16 protein-coding genes are annotated in these 18,790 nt (G+C 37.1%); 2 read left to right on the forward strand and 14 right to left on the reverse strand.

All coding sequences use genetic code 11. The features are described from left to right. Positions 1 to 160: 160 nt before the first annotated feature. The gene (locus MHH88_RS20375) at positions 161 to 805 is read left to right on the forward strand and encodes a hypothetical protein (RefSeq protein ID WP_103977845.1); all 645 of its coding nucleotides are present in this window, start codon (positions 161 to 163) and stop codon (positions 803 to 805) included. 212 nt (positions 806 to 1,017) lie between these two features. Here the strand turns inward: MHH88_RS20375 and MHH88_RS20380 are convergent, their stop codons facing one another. The 12 genes from MHH88_RS20380 to putP form a co-directional block, all read right to left on the reverse strand. Next, the gene (locus MHH88_RS20380) at positions 1,018 to 1,332 is read right to left on the reverse strand and encodes an antibiotic biosynthesis monooxygenase (protein ID WP_024361366.1); all 315 of its coding nucleotides are present in this window, start codon (positions 1,330 to 1,332) and stop codon (positions 1,018 to 1,020) included. 1 nt (position 1,333) lies between these two features. Continuing rightward, the gene (locus MHH88_RS20385; protein ID WP_069508868.1) at positions 1,334 to 2,341 is read right to left on the reverse strand and encodes a siderophore ABC transporter substrate-binding protein; all 1,008 of its coding nucleotides are present in this window, start codon (positions 2,339 to 2,341) and stop codon (positions 1,334 to 1,336) included. A gap of 59 nt (positions 2,342 to 2,400) precedes the next feature. Further along, a complete protein-coding gene (locus tag MHH88_RS20390; protein WP_069508866.1) occupies positions 2,401 to 3,162 on the reverse strand; it encodes an ABC transporter ATP-binding protein in 762 nt (253 codons plus the stop codon). Further along, on the reverse strand, positions 3,159 to 4,112 hold the full coding sequence (locus MHH88_RS20395; RefSeq protein WP_069508864.1) for an iron chelate uptake ABC transporter family permease subunit: 954 nt from the start codon (positions 4,110 to 4,112) through the stop codon (positions 3,159 to 3,161). The genes MHH88_RS20390 and MHH88_RS20395 overlap by 4 nt, the downstream gene beginning before the upstream one ends. Then, positions 4,105 to 5,055: an ABC transporter permease gene (locus MHH88_RS20400; protein WP_069508862.1), complete on the reverse strand. Its 951-nt coding sequence runs from the start codon at positions 5,053 to 5,055 to the stop codon at positions 4,105 to 4,107. Before MHH88_RS20400 ends, MHH88_RS20395 begins: the two co-directional genes overlap by 8 nt. Positions 5,056 to 5,343: 288 nt before the next feature. Further along, on the reverse strand, positions 5,344 to 6,399 hold the full coding sequence (locus MHH88_RS20405) for a hypothetical protein (protein ID WP_339260322.1): 1,056 nt from the start codon (positions 6,397 to 6,399) through the stop codon (positions 5,344 to 5,346). A 64-nt stretch (positions 6,400 to 6,463) separates the two neighbouring features. Beyond that, positions 6,464 to 7,573 (reverse strand): o-succinylbenzoate synthase, encoded by a 1,110-nt coding sequence (gene menC, locus MHH88_RS20410; RefSeq protein WP_339260324.1) that lies wholly within the window; start codon positions 7,571 to 7,573, stop codon positions 6,464 to 6,466. Between the two features lie 21 nt (positions 7,574 to 7,594). Next, positions 7,595 to 8,419, reverse strand: a complete 825-nt coding sequence (locus MHH88_RS20415) for a GNAT family N-acetyltransferase (protein ID WP_339260325.1) — start codon at positions 8,417 to 8,419, stop codon at positions 7,595 to 7,597. 15 nt (positions 8,420 to 8,434) lie between these two features. Next, positions 8,435 to 9,562: a M20 peptidase aminoacylase family protein gene (locus MHH88_RS20420; protein WP_339260327.1), complete on the reverse strand. Its 1,128-nt coding sequence runs from the start codon at positions 9,560 to 9,562 to the stop codon at positions 8,435 to 8,437. Positions 9,563 to 10,030: 468 nt separating this feature from the next. Next, complete coding sequence (locus tag MHH88_RS20425; protein WP_103977873.1) at positions 10,031 to 11,518, reverse strand: peptide MFS transporter; 1,488 nt, start codon at positions 11,516 to 11,518, stop codon at positions 10,031 to 10,033. A gap of 482 nt (positions 11,519 to 12,000) precedes the next feature. After that, entirely contained in the window at positions 12,001 to 13,287 is a 1,287-nt protein-coding gene (gene hflX, locus MHH88_RS20430; protein ID WP_103977842.1) for a GTPase HflX, read from the reverse strand. Positions 13,288 to 13,562: 275 nt separating this feature from the next. Further along, positions 13,563 to 15,050, reverse strand: a complete 1,488-nt coding sequence (gene putP / locus MHH88_RS20435) for a sodium/proline symporter PutP (protein ID WP_069507987.1) — start codon at positions 15,048 to 15,050, stop codon at positions 13,563 to 13,565. A gap of 187 nt (positions 15,051 to 15,237) precedes the next feature. On the opposite strand from putP, the gene MHH88_RS20440 reads away from it, so the two are divergent. Beyond that, entirely contained in the window at positions 15,238 to 16,398 is a 1,161-nt protein-coding gene (locus tag MHH88_RS20440) for an SAM-dependent methyltransferase (protein WP_339260331.1), read from the forward strand. Between the two features lie 41 nt (positions 16,399 to 16,439). On the opposite strand, the gene MHH88_RS20445 is transcribed toward MHH88_RS20440, so the two are convergent. Continuing rightward, entirely contained in the window at positions 16,440 to 17,759 is a 1,320-nt protein-coding gene (locus tag MHH88_RS20445) for an FtsX-like permease family protein (RefSeq protein WP_339260333.1), read from the reverse strand. 1 nt (position 17,760) lies between these two features. Beyond that, on the reverse strand, positions 17,761 to 18,447 hold the full coding sequence (locus MHH88_RS20450) for an ABC transporter ATP-binding protein (protein WP_339260335.1): 687 nt from the start codon (positions 18,445 to 18,447) through the stop codon (positions 17,761 to 17,763). Positions 18,448 to 18,790: the final 343 nt, after the last annotated feature.

Genomic DNA, 18,790 nt, shown 5'->3' on the forward strand with positions numbered 1-18,790 from the left:
TAGCACGCCAGTTTTTTGTTAAAAAGTAGTAAAAAAAATGGCGGTATATTTACAGAGACCGCCATTTTTTTGGCGTTAACTGACCATTGAAATGGCGTCCAGACTGATGTTACGCTTAAGTTAGGTAAAATTTAAATTCTCCAAATTAGGAGTGATTGAAATGGCTAATGGAGTAAATAACACTATACTAATACTTACAGAAACTTTTTCCTGCACAATTTATGTATCAGCAGAAGAAATCACTATTAAAAAACCTTCACACGAACAACAATCTATTGAACAACTAATTATTCAAGCAGAGCAACGAGCTTATCAAGAAACTTTAGCAGTATACAAACTTAAATCCACTCTATACGACTCCATTTGTGATACATCTGGTTTTGAAGATACTTTTCAGCAAAAAATGGATGCTTATATGGCGCAATATAAGATTGTAAAAGTATCAGATGACGATTTGTTATTATTGTCTTTAGTGAGCCCTTTAACTTCTGGTTTGAATCTTCATACACCAATGATATATAAAGCTCCTCATTGTAGCATTATGTATGCTCGAGGAAAGCAAATACAATCTCTTAATAGCCATAGCATCGGCAGTAATACCGTGAAAAATGCAGACTTACCAACTGATGTTCAAAATACAGATTATATTGCCTCTACAAAGACTTTCAATTCTGTTACGAAGGCAAGTGAAGCTTATTATTACTGCCCAACTAATTTTACTGGATTATGCATTAATGAGAGCGGTATTTCTTTTAATATTACTTCGGCTTTCAACAGCTGGAATAAAACCTCCATCAAACATTAAACGGCTATTTCTAGTAATTACAACCTTCATTAGGCTTCATAATGAATCGATTTTTATTGCTTACCTTATCATTTCACCCTTCAATTAAAAAACGGCGAGGTGTGGTGTGACACAAACAGAATCACCCTCTTGCCTACCTCTCCTTCGCACCCAATATTGATATATAAAGCAAAAAGAGGTGCCACAAATGACTTGTGACACCTCCCATTGTTTTAACCTTTTACATAATAAACATCTTGTCCGCTTTCAATGATAAAGTCAGGTTTAGGCTTACCTGCATTTGCTTTATGACCAGCAATATGCTCAGGGCTCTTCTCCCAATTTTTCCATGCTTCTTCTGATTCCCAACGAACCATAATAAGCACTTCTTCATCGCCACGACGTACTTTTTTTACAAGGACTTGCTTGTCGATAAAACCTGGTTGTTGTTCAAGTAGTGATGGACCATCCTTTTTTGCTCCAAAACGCTCTACAACCTTATTGGCATTGCCTTCTGTAACGACCATACGTTTAATTTGAACAAACATATTAGTTAAACGCCTTTAAAATATCATCAGCTTTTGCAGTTTCTGATAATAAACCGCCACCTGATAGGTACCAATATTCTGGATTTAGATAGAAAATTTTACCGTTCTTAGCAGCGTTAGTAGCACTAACGATTTCATTTTCAATAGCAGCTTTCGTACCAGACTCACCTTCAGGGTTAACTGCTGCATCACGGTCAACTACGAATAACATATCTGGGTTTTTCTCACGTACGTACTCAAAGCTTACGTTATCACCATGTGTATCAACTTTAATTGTGTCATCAACAGCTTTTACACCAAATACATCATGAATAACACCAAAACGTGAACCAGGACCATATGCAGATAATGAACCTTCACTACCTAAAACGATTAAAGCTTTGTCTTCAGATGAAGCAGTTTTTGCTTTGATCTCTTCTACTTTCGCTTCATATGCAGCAAATGCATCAGCCGCTTCTTTTTCTTTACCGAAAATTTTACCAGCTAATTCAGTGTTTGTTTTGAATGATTCCATGAAATTCGTGTTATCTACACCAACGAATACAGTTGGCGCAATTTTAGATAATTCTGCGTAAGCAGCCGCTTGACGACCAGAAATAAAAATAATGTCTGGGCTCATAGAAGAAATTGCTTCAAAATCAGGCTCTTTTAAAGAACCAACATTTACATACGTAGTGTCAGCATATTTGCTTAAATAACTTGGTACTGCTTGTTGTGGCACACCTGCAACTTCAACGCCTAAAGCATCTAAAGTATCAAGGAAACCATAGTCAAATACAACAATATTTTTTGGTTGTTCTTTAAGTGTTACTTCTTCAAATGTATCTTCGCCCATTGTACTACCTGGGATTGTGATTGGGTAAGCAGCAGCCGCTTCACTTTGCTCTTCAGCGGGTTTATTATCTGTTGAACCTTTATCGTCTTCTTTTGATTCTTCTTTCGAACTACAAGCAGCTAATACTAAAAGCATCATTGCCATTAGTACAGTAAGTAATTTCCAATTCTTCATTGTGAAATGCTCCTTTAATGGTTTTTATATTTTTAGATAGGTATGACTATCTATTATTACTATGAGTTAAAATACACACAAATGCGACAGCCATTCTGCTCTTGAACAGGGATATCCATATCATAGATTTCCTTTAGCGCATCTGAGTTAATAATGTCATTCGTTGGACCATCTTTTACAACACGTCCATTTTTTAAAGCGACGATATAATCAGAATAGACAGAGGCAAAGTTAATATCATGTAAAACAATGACAACCGTTTTTCCTAACTCATCGACCAACTTACGCAATATTTTCATGATTTGCACGGAATGCTTCATGTCCAAATTGTTAAGTGGCTCATCTAATAGAATATAGTCGGTGTCCTGTGCAATGACCATTGCAATAAATGCCCGTTGACGCTGACCACCCGATAATTCATCCAAGTAGTTATGCTGAATATCGTCTAAATTCATATATTGTATTGCCTCATCTACTTTTTGCTCATCCTCTGGTTTTAGATTCCCTTTTGAATAAGGAAAACGACCAAATGATACGAGTTCGCGTATGGTTAGACGTACATTCATGTAGTTTGACTGCTTTAAAATCGATACGCGTTTTGCAAAGTCATCGGATTTCCAGCGACGCACATCCGACTTATCCAGTAGTACTTCTCCAGTGTCTGCATTCAGTAAACGGCTTACCATTGAAAGCAATGTTGATTTACCTGCACCATTCGGTCCGATAAAAGACGTAATTTTCCCTGGCGCAACGTCTACACTAACATCTTGAATGACAGGCTTTTTCCCAAAAAACTTAGAAATTTCTTTTACTTGGATCATCCTGCTGACCTACTTTCCTTCAATAATAAGTAGATGAAGTACACACCACCTACAAAGTTGATAATGACGCTAAGTGTTGTATCGAAGTTAAAAATACGTTCGACCATCCACTGTCCACCGACTAAAGCAACAATACTCATCACACAAGAGCCTGCGATTAACACAGAGTGCTTGTACGTCTTGAAAAACTGATACGATAAATTCGCTACGATTAAGCCAAAGAATGTAATAGGCCCAACAAGAGCTGTAGAAACGGCAATTAATATAGAAGATAGAATAAGCATGCGCTGTACAAGCTTATCATAAGGTACTCCTAGATTTATCGCTGTATCACGACCAAGGGACATCACATCAAGTTGGCTCATATGACGCCATCCGTATACAAAAGTTCCGACAATTACAAAACCTGCTAACCATACTAAATCTGAATTCACATTATTAAAGCTAGCGAACATTTTACTTTGTAAGCTTAAGAACTCGTTAGGATCAATTAATACTTGGAAGAATGTTGTGACACTTCCTAAAAACGTTCCGACAATCATTCCGACTAGCAGCAGGAAGTAAATCGGTCGTTTCCCTTCTTTGAACAATACCCGATAGAAAATCAGTGCAAAAATTACCATAGCTGTAACAGCTAACAAGAAATTATATTGCGCGTTAATAACGAATATGGACATAGAACCAAAGAAGTAATAAATAATTGTTTGCACCATCATATATAACGCATCAAGTCCCATAACACTTGGTGTTAATATACGATTATGTGTAATCGTTTGGAATACCACTGTAGAATATGCAATGGCAATTCCCGTTAATGCCATCGCCACCACTTTAATGAGGCGACGAGGGAACGCATAATGATAGTTCCCATTTAGTTCATAAAAGACATACAGTAACATAGCAATTACTGCTAAACCTAGTAATATCAACATTTTGGTACGGTTACGCATATGCTCTCCCCCTAAACAACATAAATAGGAAGATGGCACTTCCGATGACGCCGACCGTCATACTAATCGGAATTTCATAAGGGAAAATCAAGACGCGTCCTAAAATATCACATAATAATAGGAATGACATTCCGAGTAATGCTGTATGTGGTAATGTCTTTGCAAGGTTATCCCCTTTGAATAGCGATATGATATTTGGAATAATTAATCCAAGGAAAGGAATCACACCAACAGTTAATACCACTGTAGTTGTTACGAGTGCTACTAACACTAGACCTAAATTCACAACGAATTTATAGGAAAGACCAAGATTTTTTGCAAAATCTTCACCCATGCCAGCCACTGTGAAACGATTCGCATAAATGTAAGCTAAAATTAGAACAGGTACACTTATGTATAAAAGCTCATAACGACCTTTCATTATTAAAGAGAAATCTCCTTGTAACCATGCAGTAATGTTTTGGATTATATCTGCCTTATACGCAAAGAATGTTGTAATCGACGAAAGAATATTTCCGAACATTAAGCCAATAAGCGGTATAAAAATCGCATCTTTAAACTTTATTCGATTTAATATTTGCATAAACAATAATGTGCCGGCTAAAGCAAATATGAAAGCGAAGGAAATTTTTTGGAAGTACGTGACATTTGTAAATAACATCATTGAAATTAGGACGCCTAATTTCGTAGCATCTAAAGTTCCTGCTGTAGTTGGTGACACGAACTTATTCCTACTTAAGCTTTGCATAATTAAACCAGCAATACTCATACCTGCACCTGCTAGCAAAATTGCTACAAGTCTTGGTACACGACTAATAATAAATAGTCTAGTTTCTTCTGAACCGAAGTCTAATAAGTCACTTGGCTTAATATTTACTACACCAATGAATAGCGACACAATAGACAACACAACAGTTGCTGTTAAAAGATATCTTATTTTCATTGTAATCCCCGGTAGATTCATTTTTGCTTGTAATTAATTATCGGATGAAAATGATTATCATTACTCACGATTCTCATTATAAGCATCTTTCTATTATCAGTCAACCAACTATTGAGAATTGTTCTCGTTTTAAGTGGAAATACTTGAAAACTTTGATTTTTCAACAATAATATTGGCTAAACGACTTATTTTTTATTGCATTTCAATGCGCTCCCAAACCCGCAAGTTCTTCCAAAATAAAAAGGTAATTGAGAATGGTGTAGCTTTTCCTTCTCAATTACCTTTTAATTACACTACTCGTCTTATACCTCTTAGCCATGCAAAAATAATAGACCCCACCAAAATAAACCCTACATAGCCCATCACTGCATATAGTTTTGATACAAGTGTCGTAAAGCCCACTAAGCTTGCCAAAAATCCTAAACCACCCATAAAAATTACAGCAACCTTAAAGCTAGGCTTTGTCGGTTTAAAAAATCGTACCGTAAATGAATAAAACATTCCTACCGCTGTATTGTAAATCATTCCTAATAATGAAAATGACATTAATAACCCTACGATTGGATGAATTTCATTTGCCAACGCTAACATTGGAATATCTACCCCGACAATAACGTTCATTTTAGCAAGAAGAGAAAAATGAATAAGTAGAATGAGCGCGCCTAACAACAGTCCACCAATAATGCCACCCATACCTGCAATTCGTTCATTACGGATTGCACCACACATCACTGTAAGGAGCGAGAAGCATACGCCGATATTAAAAGACATATAGAGCAAAGCCGTTACCCACCAGCTTTTAGAGGATGTTTGTAACTGCTGTTCTGCTATTGTTGCTTGCTCCGCAAACGATAAATCCATCGTAGCTATTGAATAGACTGCAATAATCGTTACAACAGCTAATAAATAAGGCGTTGCAATTGCAATAATATTAATAATGCTTTTTACATTCATCATTACTGTCATCATGGTAAGGGCAATCATACAAATGCTCCCTAGCCATACAGGTAGTCCAAACATTTGCTCAAAGGTAGCGCCAGCACCAGCAAACATAATGACTGATACACCAAACAAAAATAGCGATAACACAAAGTCCATTAAAAAGCCGATCGTATTACCTGAAATTTGATAAATCAAATCCTTATGAGACGTTGTCTGCAATCTCGAACTTATTTGTGCTGTACACATTCCTACAAAGGCAAACCACAGTGTCGCCAAAAGAGCACCTAAAATCCCCTTATTGCCATAACTCGTGAAATATTGAATGATTTCTTGTCCTGATGCAAACCCCGCACCGACGATAATTCCTACATAAGCACCGCCGATTTGTAAGCTCTTTTTCAATCACTTCTCTCCTCGACTATTTATGCAATACTAACAATCATGATGGAAAATATGCCAAGCTCTATTACCCTTTATAGACTTTTTTGCTAATTGTTAATTTTTCAATAATATCTAAATTCGGCTTATAGCCGATACCGATGCTCTGTGGCACACGAATATGCCCATCTTCTACTATGATTTCTGGTGTAACAATATCCTCGTACCAATAATGGCTAGAACCTGCGGTATCACCAGGCAGTACAAAATTAGAAAGCGCTGTTAAAGCGATATTATGTGCTCGTCCGATGCCCGCTTCTAACATACCCCCACACCAAACAGGAATAGCATGTTGTTGGCAATAGTCATGTATTTTTTTGGCTTCTGTTAAGCCGCCTACACGCCCAATTTTTATGTTGATTACACCACAGCTACCTAGCTCAATTGCTTTCCTAGCATCTTCTAGTGATGTAATGCTTTCATCTAAGCAGATTGGTGTTTTCAACTGCTTTTGAAGCTTGGCATGATCGATAATATCGTCTGCTGCAAGTGGTTGCTCAATCATTAGCAGATTAAATGCATCCAGCTGCTGTAGCACTTCGATATCATTTAATGTATACGCTGAGTTTGCATCCGCCATTAACGGCAAATTAGGAAATGCGGCACGAATAGCCCTAATGACTTCGACATCGTAGCCCGGTTTTATTTTTACCTTTACTCGTTTATAGCCTTTTTCCACATAGTCCTTTATTAGCTCTAATAGCTTTTCAGTACTAGATTGAATGCCTACACTAATGCCTACATCAATAAGGTCCTTGCTTCCACCTAATGCATGGGCGAGAGATTGCTTTGTTTGCTGAGCATAAATGTCCCACACTGCACCTTCAATCGAGGCTTTAGCCATGCCATTACGCCGAATAGAGGCGAACAAGGTACTAACCTCATCTGGATGTGCAATGTCTTTATGTAGCAAAGCAGGCATTAAAAAGTCCTCTAACATATGCCACGTCGTTTTTAGTGTTTCCTCTGTATACCAAGGTGCTACAAAAGCAACTGTCTCACCCCATCCAATTGTGCCACTTGCATCCTTCACCTCTAAAAGCAATAGCTCTTTTTCGGCAACAGTACCAAAGCTCGTTGTAAACGGTGCCTTCATTGGCATTTTTAAATGCCTAATCGTAATTTCTTCTATTCTCACAAACGTCACTCCTTATCCATATTATAAAGCCAATAAAGAGCGTCTGACCAACAGATAAAAATGAACGTATTCTTTGTGCTTTTTCACACGAACAATTGCATATTCTTGCTCAAAAAAGGTTGTTAAAATCGTACGAATCTTATAACGCCAGTCCTCCGCTAATTTAGGACTCTCCACTTTCATCTTTTGCAAATGCTGTGGAATTGGCACTAAATAAGCATCCTTATAAAATTGTTGCTTACTATCGAATTCACCATCTTGATCGAGCACAGGTAATCCGTCGACTGTCAGCGACCACGATGCTATTTGTTCTGCCACTTCTTCTAGCTCATCTAAACAATCGTCTGCATGATTGCGCTCAATCCACCATTCGACTGCAATCCTATCCGAAGGTAGTCCATCATTAAAATCATCTTGCAGTGGACCGTAATAATCCACCTCATACTGATTACTAAAAGCACTAAGCTTTAAGAACGTTAAATTTGCTAAACGCGCTTCTAATGGATCAATTAACCAGCGAACAAGTTGAAATCCGTTCTCTCTTGCATACTCTTGTTGGGCATGCTTCAATAGTTCTCCCACACCTTGTTCACGATATGTTTTGTCAACACCAATCATGTGTGAGTGTAAATACATTTTTCCGTCCAAATAGCCTACAAAGCAGTAATTAAAACCAATTAGCCGACTTTCAAGAAAAGCACCCAACAATAATCCACCGTTTTGTACAGCCGCTAAAATTTGATGCGATGGAATTGCCTGACTCCCCCAAATTTCAGCATTTAAGCATTGCACCTCAGCAATCTCCGCAGGTGTCATCATTTTTTTAATAACAACGTTTTTTAACATGTTCTGATGCCTCCTTTATGGTTCTAGTTCTAATGCTCCTAACACAGCGTTTGTCAGAATTTCGACTCCTGTTACAAGTCTTGCCTGTTTAAATTTCATTTTTGGATGATGTAGCCCTGGTGTTAATCCGCAACCTAGACCAAGCATAGTTGATTTTAAGTGCGGACGTTGCACCGCATAATGATGAAAATCCTCTCCTCCTGGGGTATGTACAGGCTTACGTAAATTAGACAATCCAGCAGCCTTTACAATAGCTTGCTCCATAATATATTGAGCCGTCGTATCTACCTCAGCAGCAACAATATTAGCAACTGTTCGTAATTCAATTTGCACTTTATGCAATATTTTTGAAGAATCAATTACGCGCTTTACACCTAGAGCGAGTGTCTCCATAACATCGTTGCGTTGTGCTCGTATATCAATAGTAAAGGCGGCTTTTCCCGGAATTATATTGCCTGAAGCTCCTCCTGCTTGAAATTTTGTCATCTTAACGGAGACAGGCACCATTGGATCTGTATGAATTGTACGTAAATCCTCTATTATCGTTGCCCCTACTTCAATTGCATTTACACCGAGATGCGGCCTTGCTGCATGGGCGTCCTCGCCTATGATTTCCCCTTCCAGCAAACGGGATGCGCCGTGATACAACGCTGCACAGTATGTACCATCTTCAAGCTCATGGACAGGTCTTAAATGGACACCAAATAAATAATCTAAATCATCAATAATACCTTCTTCTAGAACAGCTAATGCGCCCGTTCCTTTTTCTTCAGCTGGTTGAAAAATAACACGTACTGTTCCTTTTAATAATTGAGATTGCTCTTTCAATAGTAAGAGTGCACCAATTGCCATTGTCATATGACCATCATGTCCACAGGAATGATTCGCTCTAAACTCACCATCTACTTCTTGCCATAATGCATCAATATCCGTACGTAAGCCCACTTTGGGATTTCCCTTGCCGATATCAACATAAAGCCCTGTACAATTTTTAAAGCGTTGTGGGGAAAATCCTTCACGTGTCAACAAATCAACAATATAATTTGTTGTCTCTACCTCTTTCCAGCTTATTTCTGGGTGTGCATGTAAATACGTGAAAATCTCCATTAATCTTGGCCTCAAACGATCCAATGCTTCTTTCATGACAACCACCCCCTTAAAATTGTTACTAGTAAGATTATTATAACGAAAAATAGTGCTATTCTACAGAGAATTAAATTATCTTCTAGCTAATAGACTACACAAAAGACAAAAAAGATGCGTAGCAATGTCTTTTAGTTTTGTTGCGACTGACGATGCATCCGCGGAAAACACCATTTTAGCGGACAACAACACTTTTCTCTATTATGCAAAATAAACGAAACCTTAGCTGTTTATTCTTTTGCAGTAAACAATAAATAGAATCGTGTACTAGTTGTTGGGAGCGGAGGCGGTGACTCCTGTGGGAATGCACGTAGCGTAAGACGCAACGAACCGCGCGCTAGCGAGGGTTGCGGCTTACGTGTGTGCCCGCGGAAAGCACCACCGTAGCGGACAAAACGCCATAGCAAAAAAGTGCTAGATTGATGACAGTCAATCTAACACTTTTCTCTATTATCCCAGCATATTCAACTAATTAATGCCTCGCATCGCTTTAGAAATAATCGGTGAAAGTACTAATAAGAGTATGCCAATAAGAATTGACAATGATCCTAAAAATCCGAAATATGTGAATTCACTTACAACCTCATATACCTTAACTAGTTGAGCGTTAATCGCTTGAGCCGCAGCACTAGTTAAAAACCACAGTGACATTGTTTGTGCAGCAAAAGCTTGTGGAGCTAATTTCGTTGTTGCAGACAGACCTACAGGAGATAATAATAATTCCCCAACTACTACTAAAAAGAATGATAATACTAACCACAACGGACTAACTAAAGCTTGTCCACCAGATAGATGTGCCGGAATCATCATCACTAAAAATGATAATCCTGCAAAGAATAGTGAATAAGAAAATTTACGTGGTGTGGATGGTTGCTTATCGCCCCATTTTAGCCACAACATCGCAAATAGTGGTGATAATGTAATAACAAATAAAGGATTTAGTGATTGGAACCAAGATGATTCCAACTGGAAGCCACCAAGATTTAACTGTGTACGCTCATCTGCATACGTCGCAAGGATTGTTGCACCTTGCTCTTGAATAGCCCAAAACATAACTGCCGCTAAAAACAGCGGAATGTATGCAAGAAGACGAGATTTCTCATCTTTCGTTGTTTTCTTACTACGGTACATATAAATAAAGAAAGCTGTTGGAATAAGCACCCCAAGAATAGTAATAAGTAAACTAAAGACATTCATCGTTAGCATACCAGTTTTAATACCGATGCCACCTAAGACAAGAATAATTAGCGCTACAATAGCGAATTGTGTAAAGACTTTTTTACGTTCTTCTGGTTGTAACGGGTTATTTACTTGTAAGCCCGCTAATCCTAGATATTTTTTCTCTGTTACTTTAAAAACAATTAAACCAATTAACATACCAACGGCTGCTAAACTAAAGCCTAAATGGAAACTATACTTTTGTCCAATTGTTCCGACAATAAACGGCGCAATGAATGCACCCATATTAATGCCCATATAGAAAATCGAGAACCCTGCATCACGACGACTATCTGTTTCAGCATAAATATCCCCTACAATACTTGAGACATTCGGTTTTAATAAACCAGTACCGATAACAATAAACGCCATCGACGCAAATAACATTGTCACACCGCCAGGGAATGCTAGCAGGAAGTGACCTATCATAATTAACACGCCACCATAAAAAATCGTTTTACGTGTACCTAAAAGTCGATCGGCTATCCAGCCACCAATAATACCCGACATATAAACAAGGGAACCATATATGGCCATAATGGAGTTCGCTGTACCGCGATCAAGACCTAATCCACCTTCATTTAATTCATAATACATGAAGAAAATTAGAATCGCTCGCATCCCATAGTATGAAAAACGTTCCCAAAATTCTGTGAAAAATAATGTAAAGAGCCCCTTAGGGTGTCCGACAAAACCATTTTGAGGGACGGATTTTACAATTTCATCTTTAGTAGACATAACAATATCCTCTCCCATTTTATTATTCCTTAAAAATATTATTACCCATTAGTAAGGATAAAAAACTATGTTTCACCATACTAAAGCGTTTTAGTCACTTTATCAAGAGTTTTAAAAAATGTTGAAAATTTATCAGTTTTCTCTATATTCAGATTGATTAGAAGATATTTTCTTAAATATATTGAAATATCTACGTTTTCGCACTTTTTGCTTTATAAAAGAATAAAATATTAATATAATATTTCAAAATATTATATAATCAGAAAATATTTTTTTATGCAAATAAAAAATCAATGGCGATAATCACCATTGATTGTTCATTATTTCAAAATGCATTATTACCAATTAATAGAAGTTATAACAAGTGCTTTGCGACTTTATCTCAACGCACAAGCTTTATTCCGTTATCTGTGTCACTTCCATAGAAATAAGCTAAGCCCCTTTTCTAGCTACGTGTTAGCTCACTTACATTTAATTCTATGTTATTTAACTACAAAATGTTGATATTTTGCGTAATCGGCTTCTTTTGCTTCAAGCTTTAATAATGTGCCTGCTTCTTCATATGCCGTTTCATAAATCGTCGCATTTTCATTTAAATAAGAAACAACATTTCCTTGCTCATATGGAATAAGCATTTTACAAGTTACATAATCGGAAAAAATATGCTGACGTATAATTTGTAAAAGTTCGTCTAAACCATTGCCTTGCTTTGCAGAAATCCAAATATTGTCCCCACTGATAACAGGATACGGCACATTTGCTAAGTCCGCCTTATTATATACATAAATAGTAGGGATTCCCTCCACTCCAACCGCTTTTAACGTTTCATTTGTAACATCCATCATAAAGCCATGCTCCGCATTTGAAACATCTACAACGTGGAGCAATAAATCTGCATCCCGCGCTTCTTCTAATGTTGAACGAAACGCTTTTACTAGATGATGCGGTAACTTACTAACAAAGCCAACTGTATCTGTTAATAAAAACGATTTCTTATCATGTAATTCAATATAACGGACAGACGTTTCGAGTGTAGCAAATAGCATATCCTTCTCAAATACTTGTTTATGATCCTCTTGTCCAATTTTAGCAAGCAGCTGGTTCATGATCGTTGATTTGCCAGCATTCGTATAGCCCACAATGGACACAACGGGTACAGCATTTTTTCTTCTTTGTTTTCGTTGAGTTTCTCGTTGCTCCTTTACTTGCTCGAGCTCTTTTTTTATTTTAGAAATTTGATCTTCAATTTTTCGTCGATCTAACTCAAGTTTGGTCTCACCTGCTCCACGGTTTTTAAAACCGCCACCAGTACCACCACCTTGGCGGCTTAGGGAAGCATGTAAACCGACTAAACGCGGAAGCATATATTGAAGTTGCGCCAGCTCAACTTGCATTTGTGCTTCACGTGTTTTGGCACGGCGTCCAAAAATATCTAAAATTAACATCGTCCGATCAATGACTTTTGTCTCTAAATCGCGCTCTAAATTACGGATTTGTGAAGGTGATAATTCATCATTAAAAATCACAAGATTAGCTTGTGCTTCTTCATAAAAACTTTTTATCTCTTCGATTTTACCTGTCCCGACATAATGAGATGGTGTGACTCGCTCTAAATTTTGCGTGACGATACCCATCACTTCCACATTTAAAGCTTCAGCTAAATTAGTAAGCTCCTCCATCGAATACTCAAAATGTTTATCATTACGTAAATTAACACCAACTAATATGGCCTTTTCTAACAATACATCTACTTCTTTCAATTTATCCATTCACAATCCTCCCACCAACGCCTTGGTGTTGCTATAACAAATTTTCTTCATCTTACCATATAATACCCGAAACTGTGTCTTTTAGTCGGCAAGGATTCCTTCCACCGCAGCGTTATTTATATAGCACATACTTCAAAGTCGAATCATCAAAAATAGTCTGCTCATTATAAAAAAACAAATGCGCCCTAGACTAGAAAATTGGGCGCATGCTTTAATGTAAATAAACTATGTTTATTTAGAAATGAGTAAACGAACATTCGCTTACTCTTATCGACTTATCCTTGCTCTTTTTTTAACAATGTTTCGGTACGATCGAATTCTTCCTCAATTTCAGCATTTCTCTTATATGTCACCATACTTACAACAACGGCTACTATTAAACAAACAAAGAATCCTGGAACGATTTCGTATAAAGTAGTTGAAAGCAGCTTTATTTTGCCCCATATAAAGGCTGTTGCCGCACCTGTCACCATTCCACTAAGCGCTCCGTAATTCGTCAATTTCTTCCAATATAATGATAATAAAATTATTGGACCAAACGCAGCCCCAAAGCCAGCCCAAGCAAACCCTACTAAATTTAAAATGGAGTTTTCAGGGTTCCAAGCTAAAATTGCTGCAATAATGGCTACTACTAAAACTGCCATACGCCCAATAAACACATAATGTTTATCGTTTGCTGTTTTATTAAATAACGCCTTGTAAATATCTTCAACAAGTGCTGAAGAAGTGACAATTAATTGCGATGAAATGGTACTCATAATTGCAGCAAGAATAGCAGCCAACATAATACCTGCGATAAATGGATGGAATAAAATTTGACCAAGTACAATAAAGACCGTTTCAGCGTCTTTTAATTCCCCTGCATTTTGTTGATAGTACGCTACACCTACTAATGCCGTTGCAAGGGCACCAGCAAGACTTAAAATCATCCAACCAATACCGATGCGACGAGCCTGTTTCGTTTCCTTTACAGAACTAATCGCCATAAAACGCACGATTATATGGGGTTGCCCAAAGTATCCTAACCCCCATGCAAGCGATGAAATAATCGCTGCAGCTGTCGCTGATGCTGGTAATAAACTTAAATGTTCTGGGTTTACCGTTTTAATGGATTCTACTGTTTCACTAAGACCACCCGTTAAAAATAACCCAAATAAAGGTACTGTAATCAGTGCTAAAAACATAATAAGACCTTGTAAAAAGTCCGTATAACTCACCGCTAGGAAACCACCAAACAATGTATAGGCAACAACTACGCCTGATACAATCAATAAACCAGTATGATATTCGTAGCCAAATGAGCTGTCAAAAAACTTACCGCCAGCTACCATACCTGAGGAAACATAGAATGTGAAAAACAATAAAATAATGAGTCCTGAAGCAATTCTGATTAATCTTGTATGATCACGTAAGCGATTATCTAAATAACTCGGTATTGTAATCGAGTCATTTGAAACTTGCGTATAAACCCGTAATCTTGGTGCGACAAACATCCAATTTAAATAAGCTCCTATTGTTAACCCAATGGCGATCCATGCTTCAACAAGTCCTGAAGCATAAATTGCCCCTGGAAGCCCCATTAAAAGCCAACCTGACATATCTGCAGCACCTGCACTCAACGCTGTAACAGCAGGCCCTAATGATCGACCACCTAGCATATAATCTGTTAAATTTGAAGTTTTAACGAATGCATACCACCCGATTCCGAGCATGACAATCATATAAATGATAATAGCAATAAGCTGATAAGTATTATCTGACATAAGCATTCCTCCTTTTCACCACTTTTTTTACATAGAATACTTTTCACTATTAATATACCGTAAAATGTTCAAAAACGAAAATCCATTTTCTGAATATTCGATTTACCGAATATTTGAAATGGAAACAACGTGAAGAAAATTGTGTTACACTAATGCCATCTATTACACAACAAAGAAGGCGAAACAAATGACATTTGAAGAAATGAAAACACTGCTTCTAGACCAGATTTCGCAACAACAACTCGTTGCGGCTACAATTAGTCAACCACGAATGAAGTCCAATGAAATAAAGCGTATTAAACTAAAGCCCATCATGTTGAAAGAAGCTTATCATATACAAATTGAATACCAATATGAGCGTATTTTAAAACATGAGAATGTCCTATTAGCCGATTTCCCGCCTAAACTTGACCTATTTTTTACTGACTTCCGTCAAGCACATATCGACTTTAAAGAAGAAAAAGTACACGTGCAACTATCGAAAAAAAATAAAGTTTTATGGAAATCAGATAAAGCCGCTACTCCGAAGCAAGTAAACTTATCACATAATCGTAAGAAAAACTATTTACTTGATGAGTCCACGCCTTATCCTTTTTTAATTCGTTTAGGTGTACAAAGCGAAGAAGGAAAAGTAAAAAAACAAAAATACGATAAATTCAAGCAAATTAATCGCTTCATTGAATTTATCGACGATGCCTTAGCCTATTTACCAAAAAATCGCCAAGTCCGTATTTTAGATTTTGGTTCAGGAAAATCCTATTTGACGTTTGCCTTGTATCATTACTTAAAAATTGAAAAAGGGTTGGATATTCGCGTTACTGGCTTAGATTTGAAAAAAGAGGTAATCGAGGAATGCTCTCGTATTGCACAAGATTTAGGCTACGAGCAACTTGAATTTTTAGTTGGGGATATTAATGACTATAACGATGAATCGAATGTAGACATGGTCGTAACTCTACATGCGTGTGATGTTGCAACAGATATGGCATTATCGCGCGCAGTGAAATGGGGCGCAAGTGTTATTTTAAGTGTCCCTTGTTGTCAACATGAGCTAAACCGTCAACTTGATACACCGGCACTCGATGTCATGTTACAGCACGGTCTTGTCCGAGAACGTTTTGCAGCTCTCGCGACTGATTCAATTCGCGCTGAGATTTTATCACTTGTTGGTTATGAAGCACAGTTGTTGGAATTTATAGATATGGAGAACACACCGAAAAACATTCTAATTCGCGCGTATTATACTGGCAAAAAACCGAGCGCACAACAACGTGCTAAGTATGATGCCTTTGTAACACTTTTGAATGCAAAACCATTTTTAGCAAATGAATTAACAGCTTATTTGTAAATTATGAAAACCCGAGGCGCATTATGTGCCTCGGGTTCTTTTTATAGCTCTTGTCGTAATGCTTGAATAACATCTATCTTCGTTGCTTTACGAGCTGGTCGGTAGCCTGAAATCATCGCCACACCAATACTGATGGCAGACGCAATGATAACAAGTTGCCATGGGATAAGTGAAAATGTAATATCTGACGAACTAAAAGCATCCTCACCTGTTGCGGCTTTTAAAATTAATGGTAAAACTGCATTTGCTGTAAAGCTAATGACATATGAAATAATAACTGCAATAACGGTACCTAAAATGCCAATAAATGTGCTTTCCATTAAAAAGAGTCGTTGAATCAACTTTGGACTAGCGCCAATTGCCTTTAATACCCCAATTTCACGTGTACGCTCTGTAACCGCCATTGTCATCGTATTGAAAATCCCAATAGAGGCGATTAACACTGCAATGGTTCCAACAAAAATTAAACCAATTTTCAATACAAGGAAAAATATATCCATCTGATCCAATTGCTCCGTCACAGAGAACACGCTATAGCCCTTGTCTTTTAACTTTTCCAAAATAGGCTTTACATTTTCTAGACTATCCGCATAAATATTGAATTCCGTATTAAACACTTCATCTTCTGCTACTTTATCTAATGCTGCAAGGGTACTTCCTATCGCTGCTTTTTGCGCTGAATCCATATAGACGGTATTGTCAATCATCCAATCATAAGATGGTTTTTTTGTCACACCAACTATTGTATATTTCACCTTTTCAGTTTCAGACGCTCCATTGGAATTGGAAGCTAAAGATAATTCAATTTCTTTACCAATTAAAGACTTTTTATATCCTTCTTCACTACCATCGTAATACGTTCCTTCTATTTCAGCCTTTTTGCTTTTTTCTTTAATGACATCTCGTTCTGCATCATTTAATAATGTTTGAGCAAAATGATATCCTACAATAATCTCATTTGACTTTGTTGGAAATTCCCCTTTTGCAAGCTTCCCAGTTACACTCTTAAAATCTGTCATATTCGTTATAACTAGACTTGAGTTTGTATCACGATCTTCAAAATATGAGTGCGCACTTGCATTAACTGCACTCGTTTCAAGCACTGTTTTTACATGGTCGATAGACTTGATTTCATCTTTCTGTTGCTCTGTAAATTGTGAGCCATCATATACTTGAATTTTAGTTATATTTTCATCTGATAGTATCTCGTTACGAATCGAATCCTGTAACCCAAACCCTACGGATGCAAGAACAATTAAAAATGCACAACCCATTGTTGCAGCAAGTACAGTCATAAATACGCGTAATTTATTTTTCTTAATATGTTGGATAACAAAATCCAATTGGTCTTTCCATATCATGTTATTCATCCTCCTTCACAAGCTCGCCATCATACATGCGGAAACGACGATGAGCGATTGTTGCCACTTCTTCATCGTGCGTAATAATGACAAAGGTTAAGCCAAGCTCACGATTTAAACTTTGAATAAGGAGTAAAATATCCTGCTCTGTTTCAGAATCTAGACTCCCTGTCGGCTCGTCCGCAAGCAAAATAGGAGGATTGGTAATGAGCGCTCTTGCAATACTTACACGTTGTTGCTGACCGCCTGATAATTCATTTGGATAATGGTCGGCCACTGTTGATAATCCGACTTTGTCCATTAATTTTTTCACTTTTTCTTTACGAATAGCTTTGCTTGCACCCTGTAATTTCAAAGGTAACTCTATATTCTCAAATGCAGTTAAACCCGGCATAAGTTGAAAGTTTTGAAAGATAAATCCAAACTGGCGCAATCGAAAAGCTGCACTTTCTGTTTCAGTAAGTTTCTCTGTCTGTTGTCCATTCACACAAATAGAACCTTGTTCAGCTTTCATAAACCCGGCTAAAATTTGTAGTAATGTTGATTTTCCAGAGCCACTCTTGCCCACAATTGCGACAATCTCTCCTTTTTTCACTTCAAAATTTACGCCCTTTAATACAGGTACATGCTTTTCCTTACCTTTTTTTCCGATTAAAAATGTATGTTGTAAGTTCTCGACTTGAATCATTTTTGACTTGACGCCCCTTTCTCTTACTTCTCTATTGTAGAAAACAATTCTTAATATTAACGAAGGATAAAAATGAAGATATTCTTAAGAAATTAGGGAACACTAAGAAATGTGAAGATATCTATCTTTACAATTCCTTTACAATTCAAAATCGATGGCTTGTGAAAATTATGTCTTTCAAAGAGCACTCTCTGTACTAAACACAATAGTTAAATTTAATGAAACCTTTATTATGTAGGCATTTATACTGTATTAATATAAATAAACACACGCTAACACTTAATATTTGTGAACAAAATGTATATTACAGGATTGTAAAGTTTTATATAGGAAAGATAAATTT

The organism is Lysinibacillus sp. FSL K6-3209 (assembly GCF_037976175.1).
Lineage (GTDB): Bacteria > Bacillota > Bacilli > Bacillales_A > Planococcaceae > Lysinibacillus > Lysinibacillus sphaericus_D.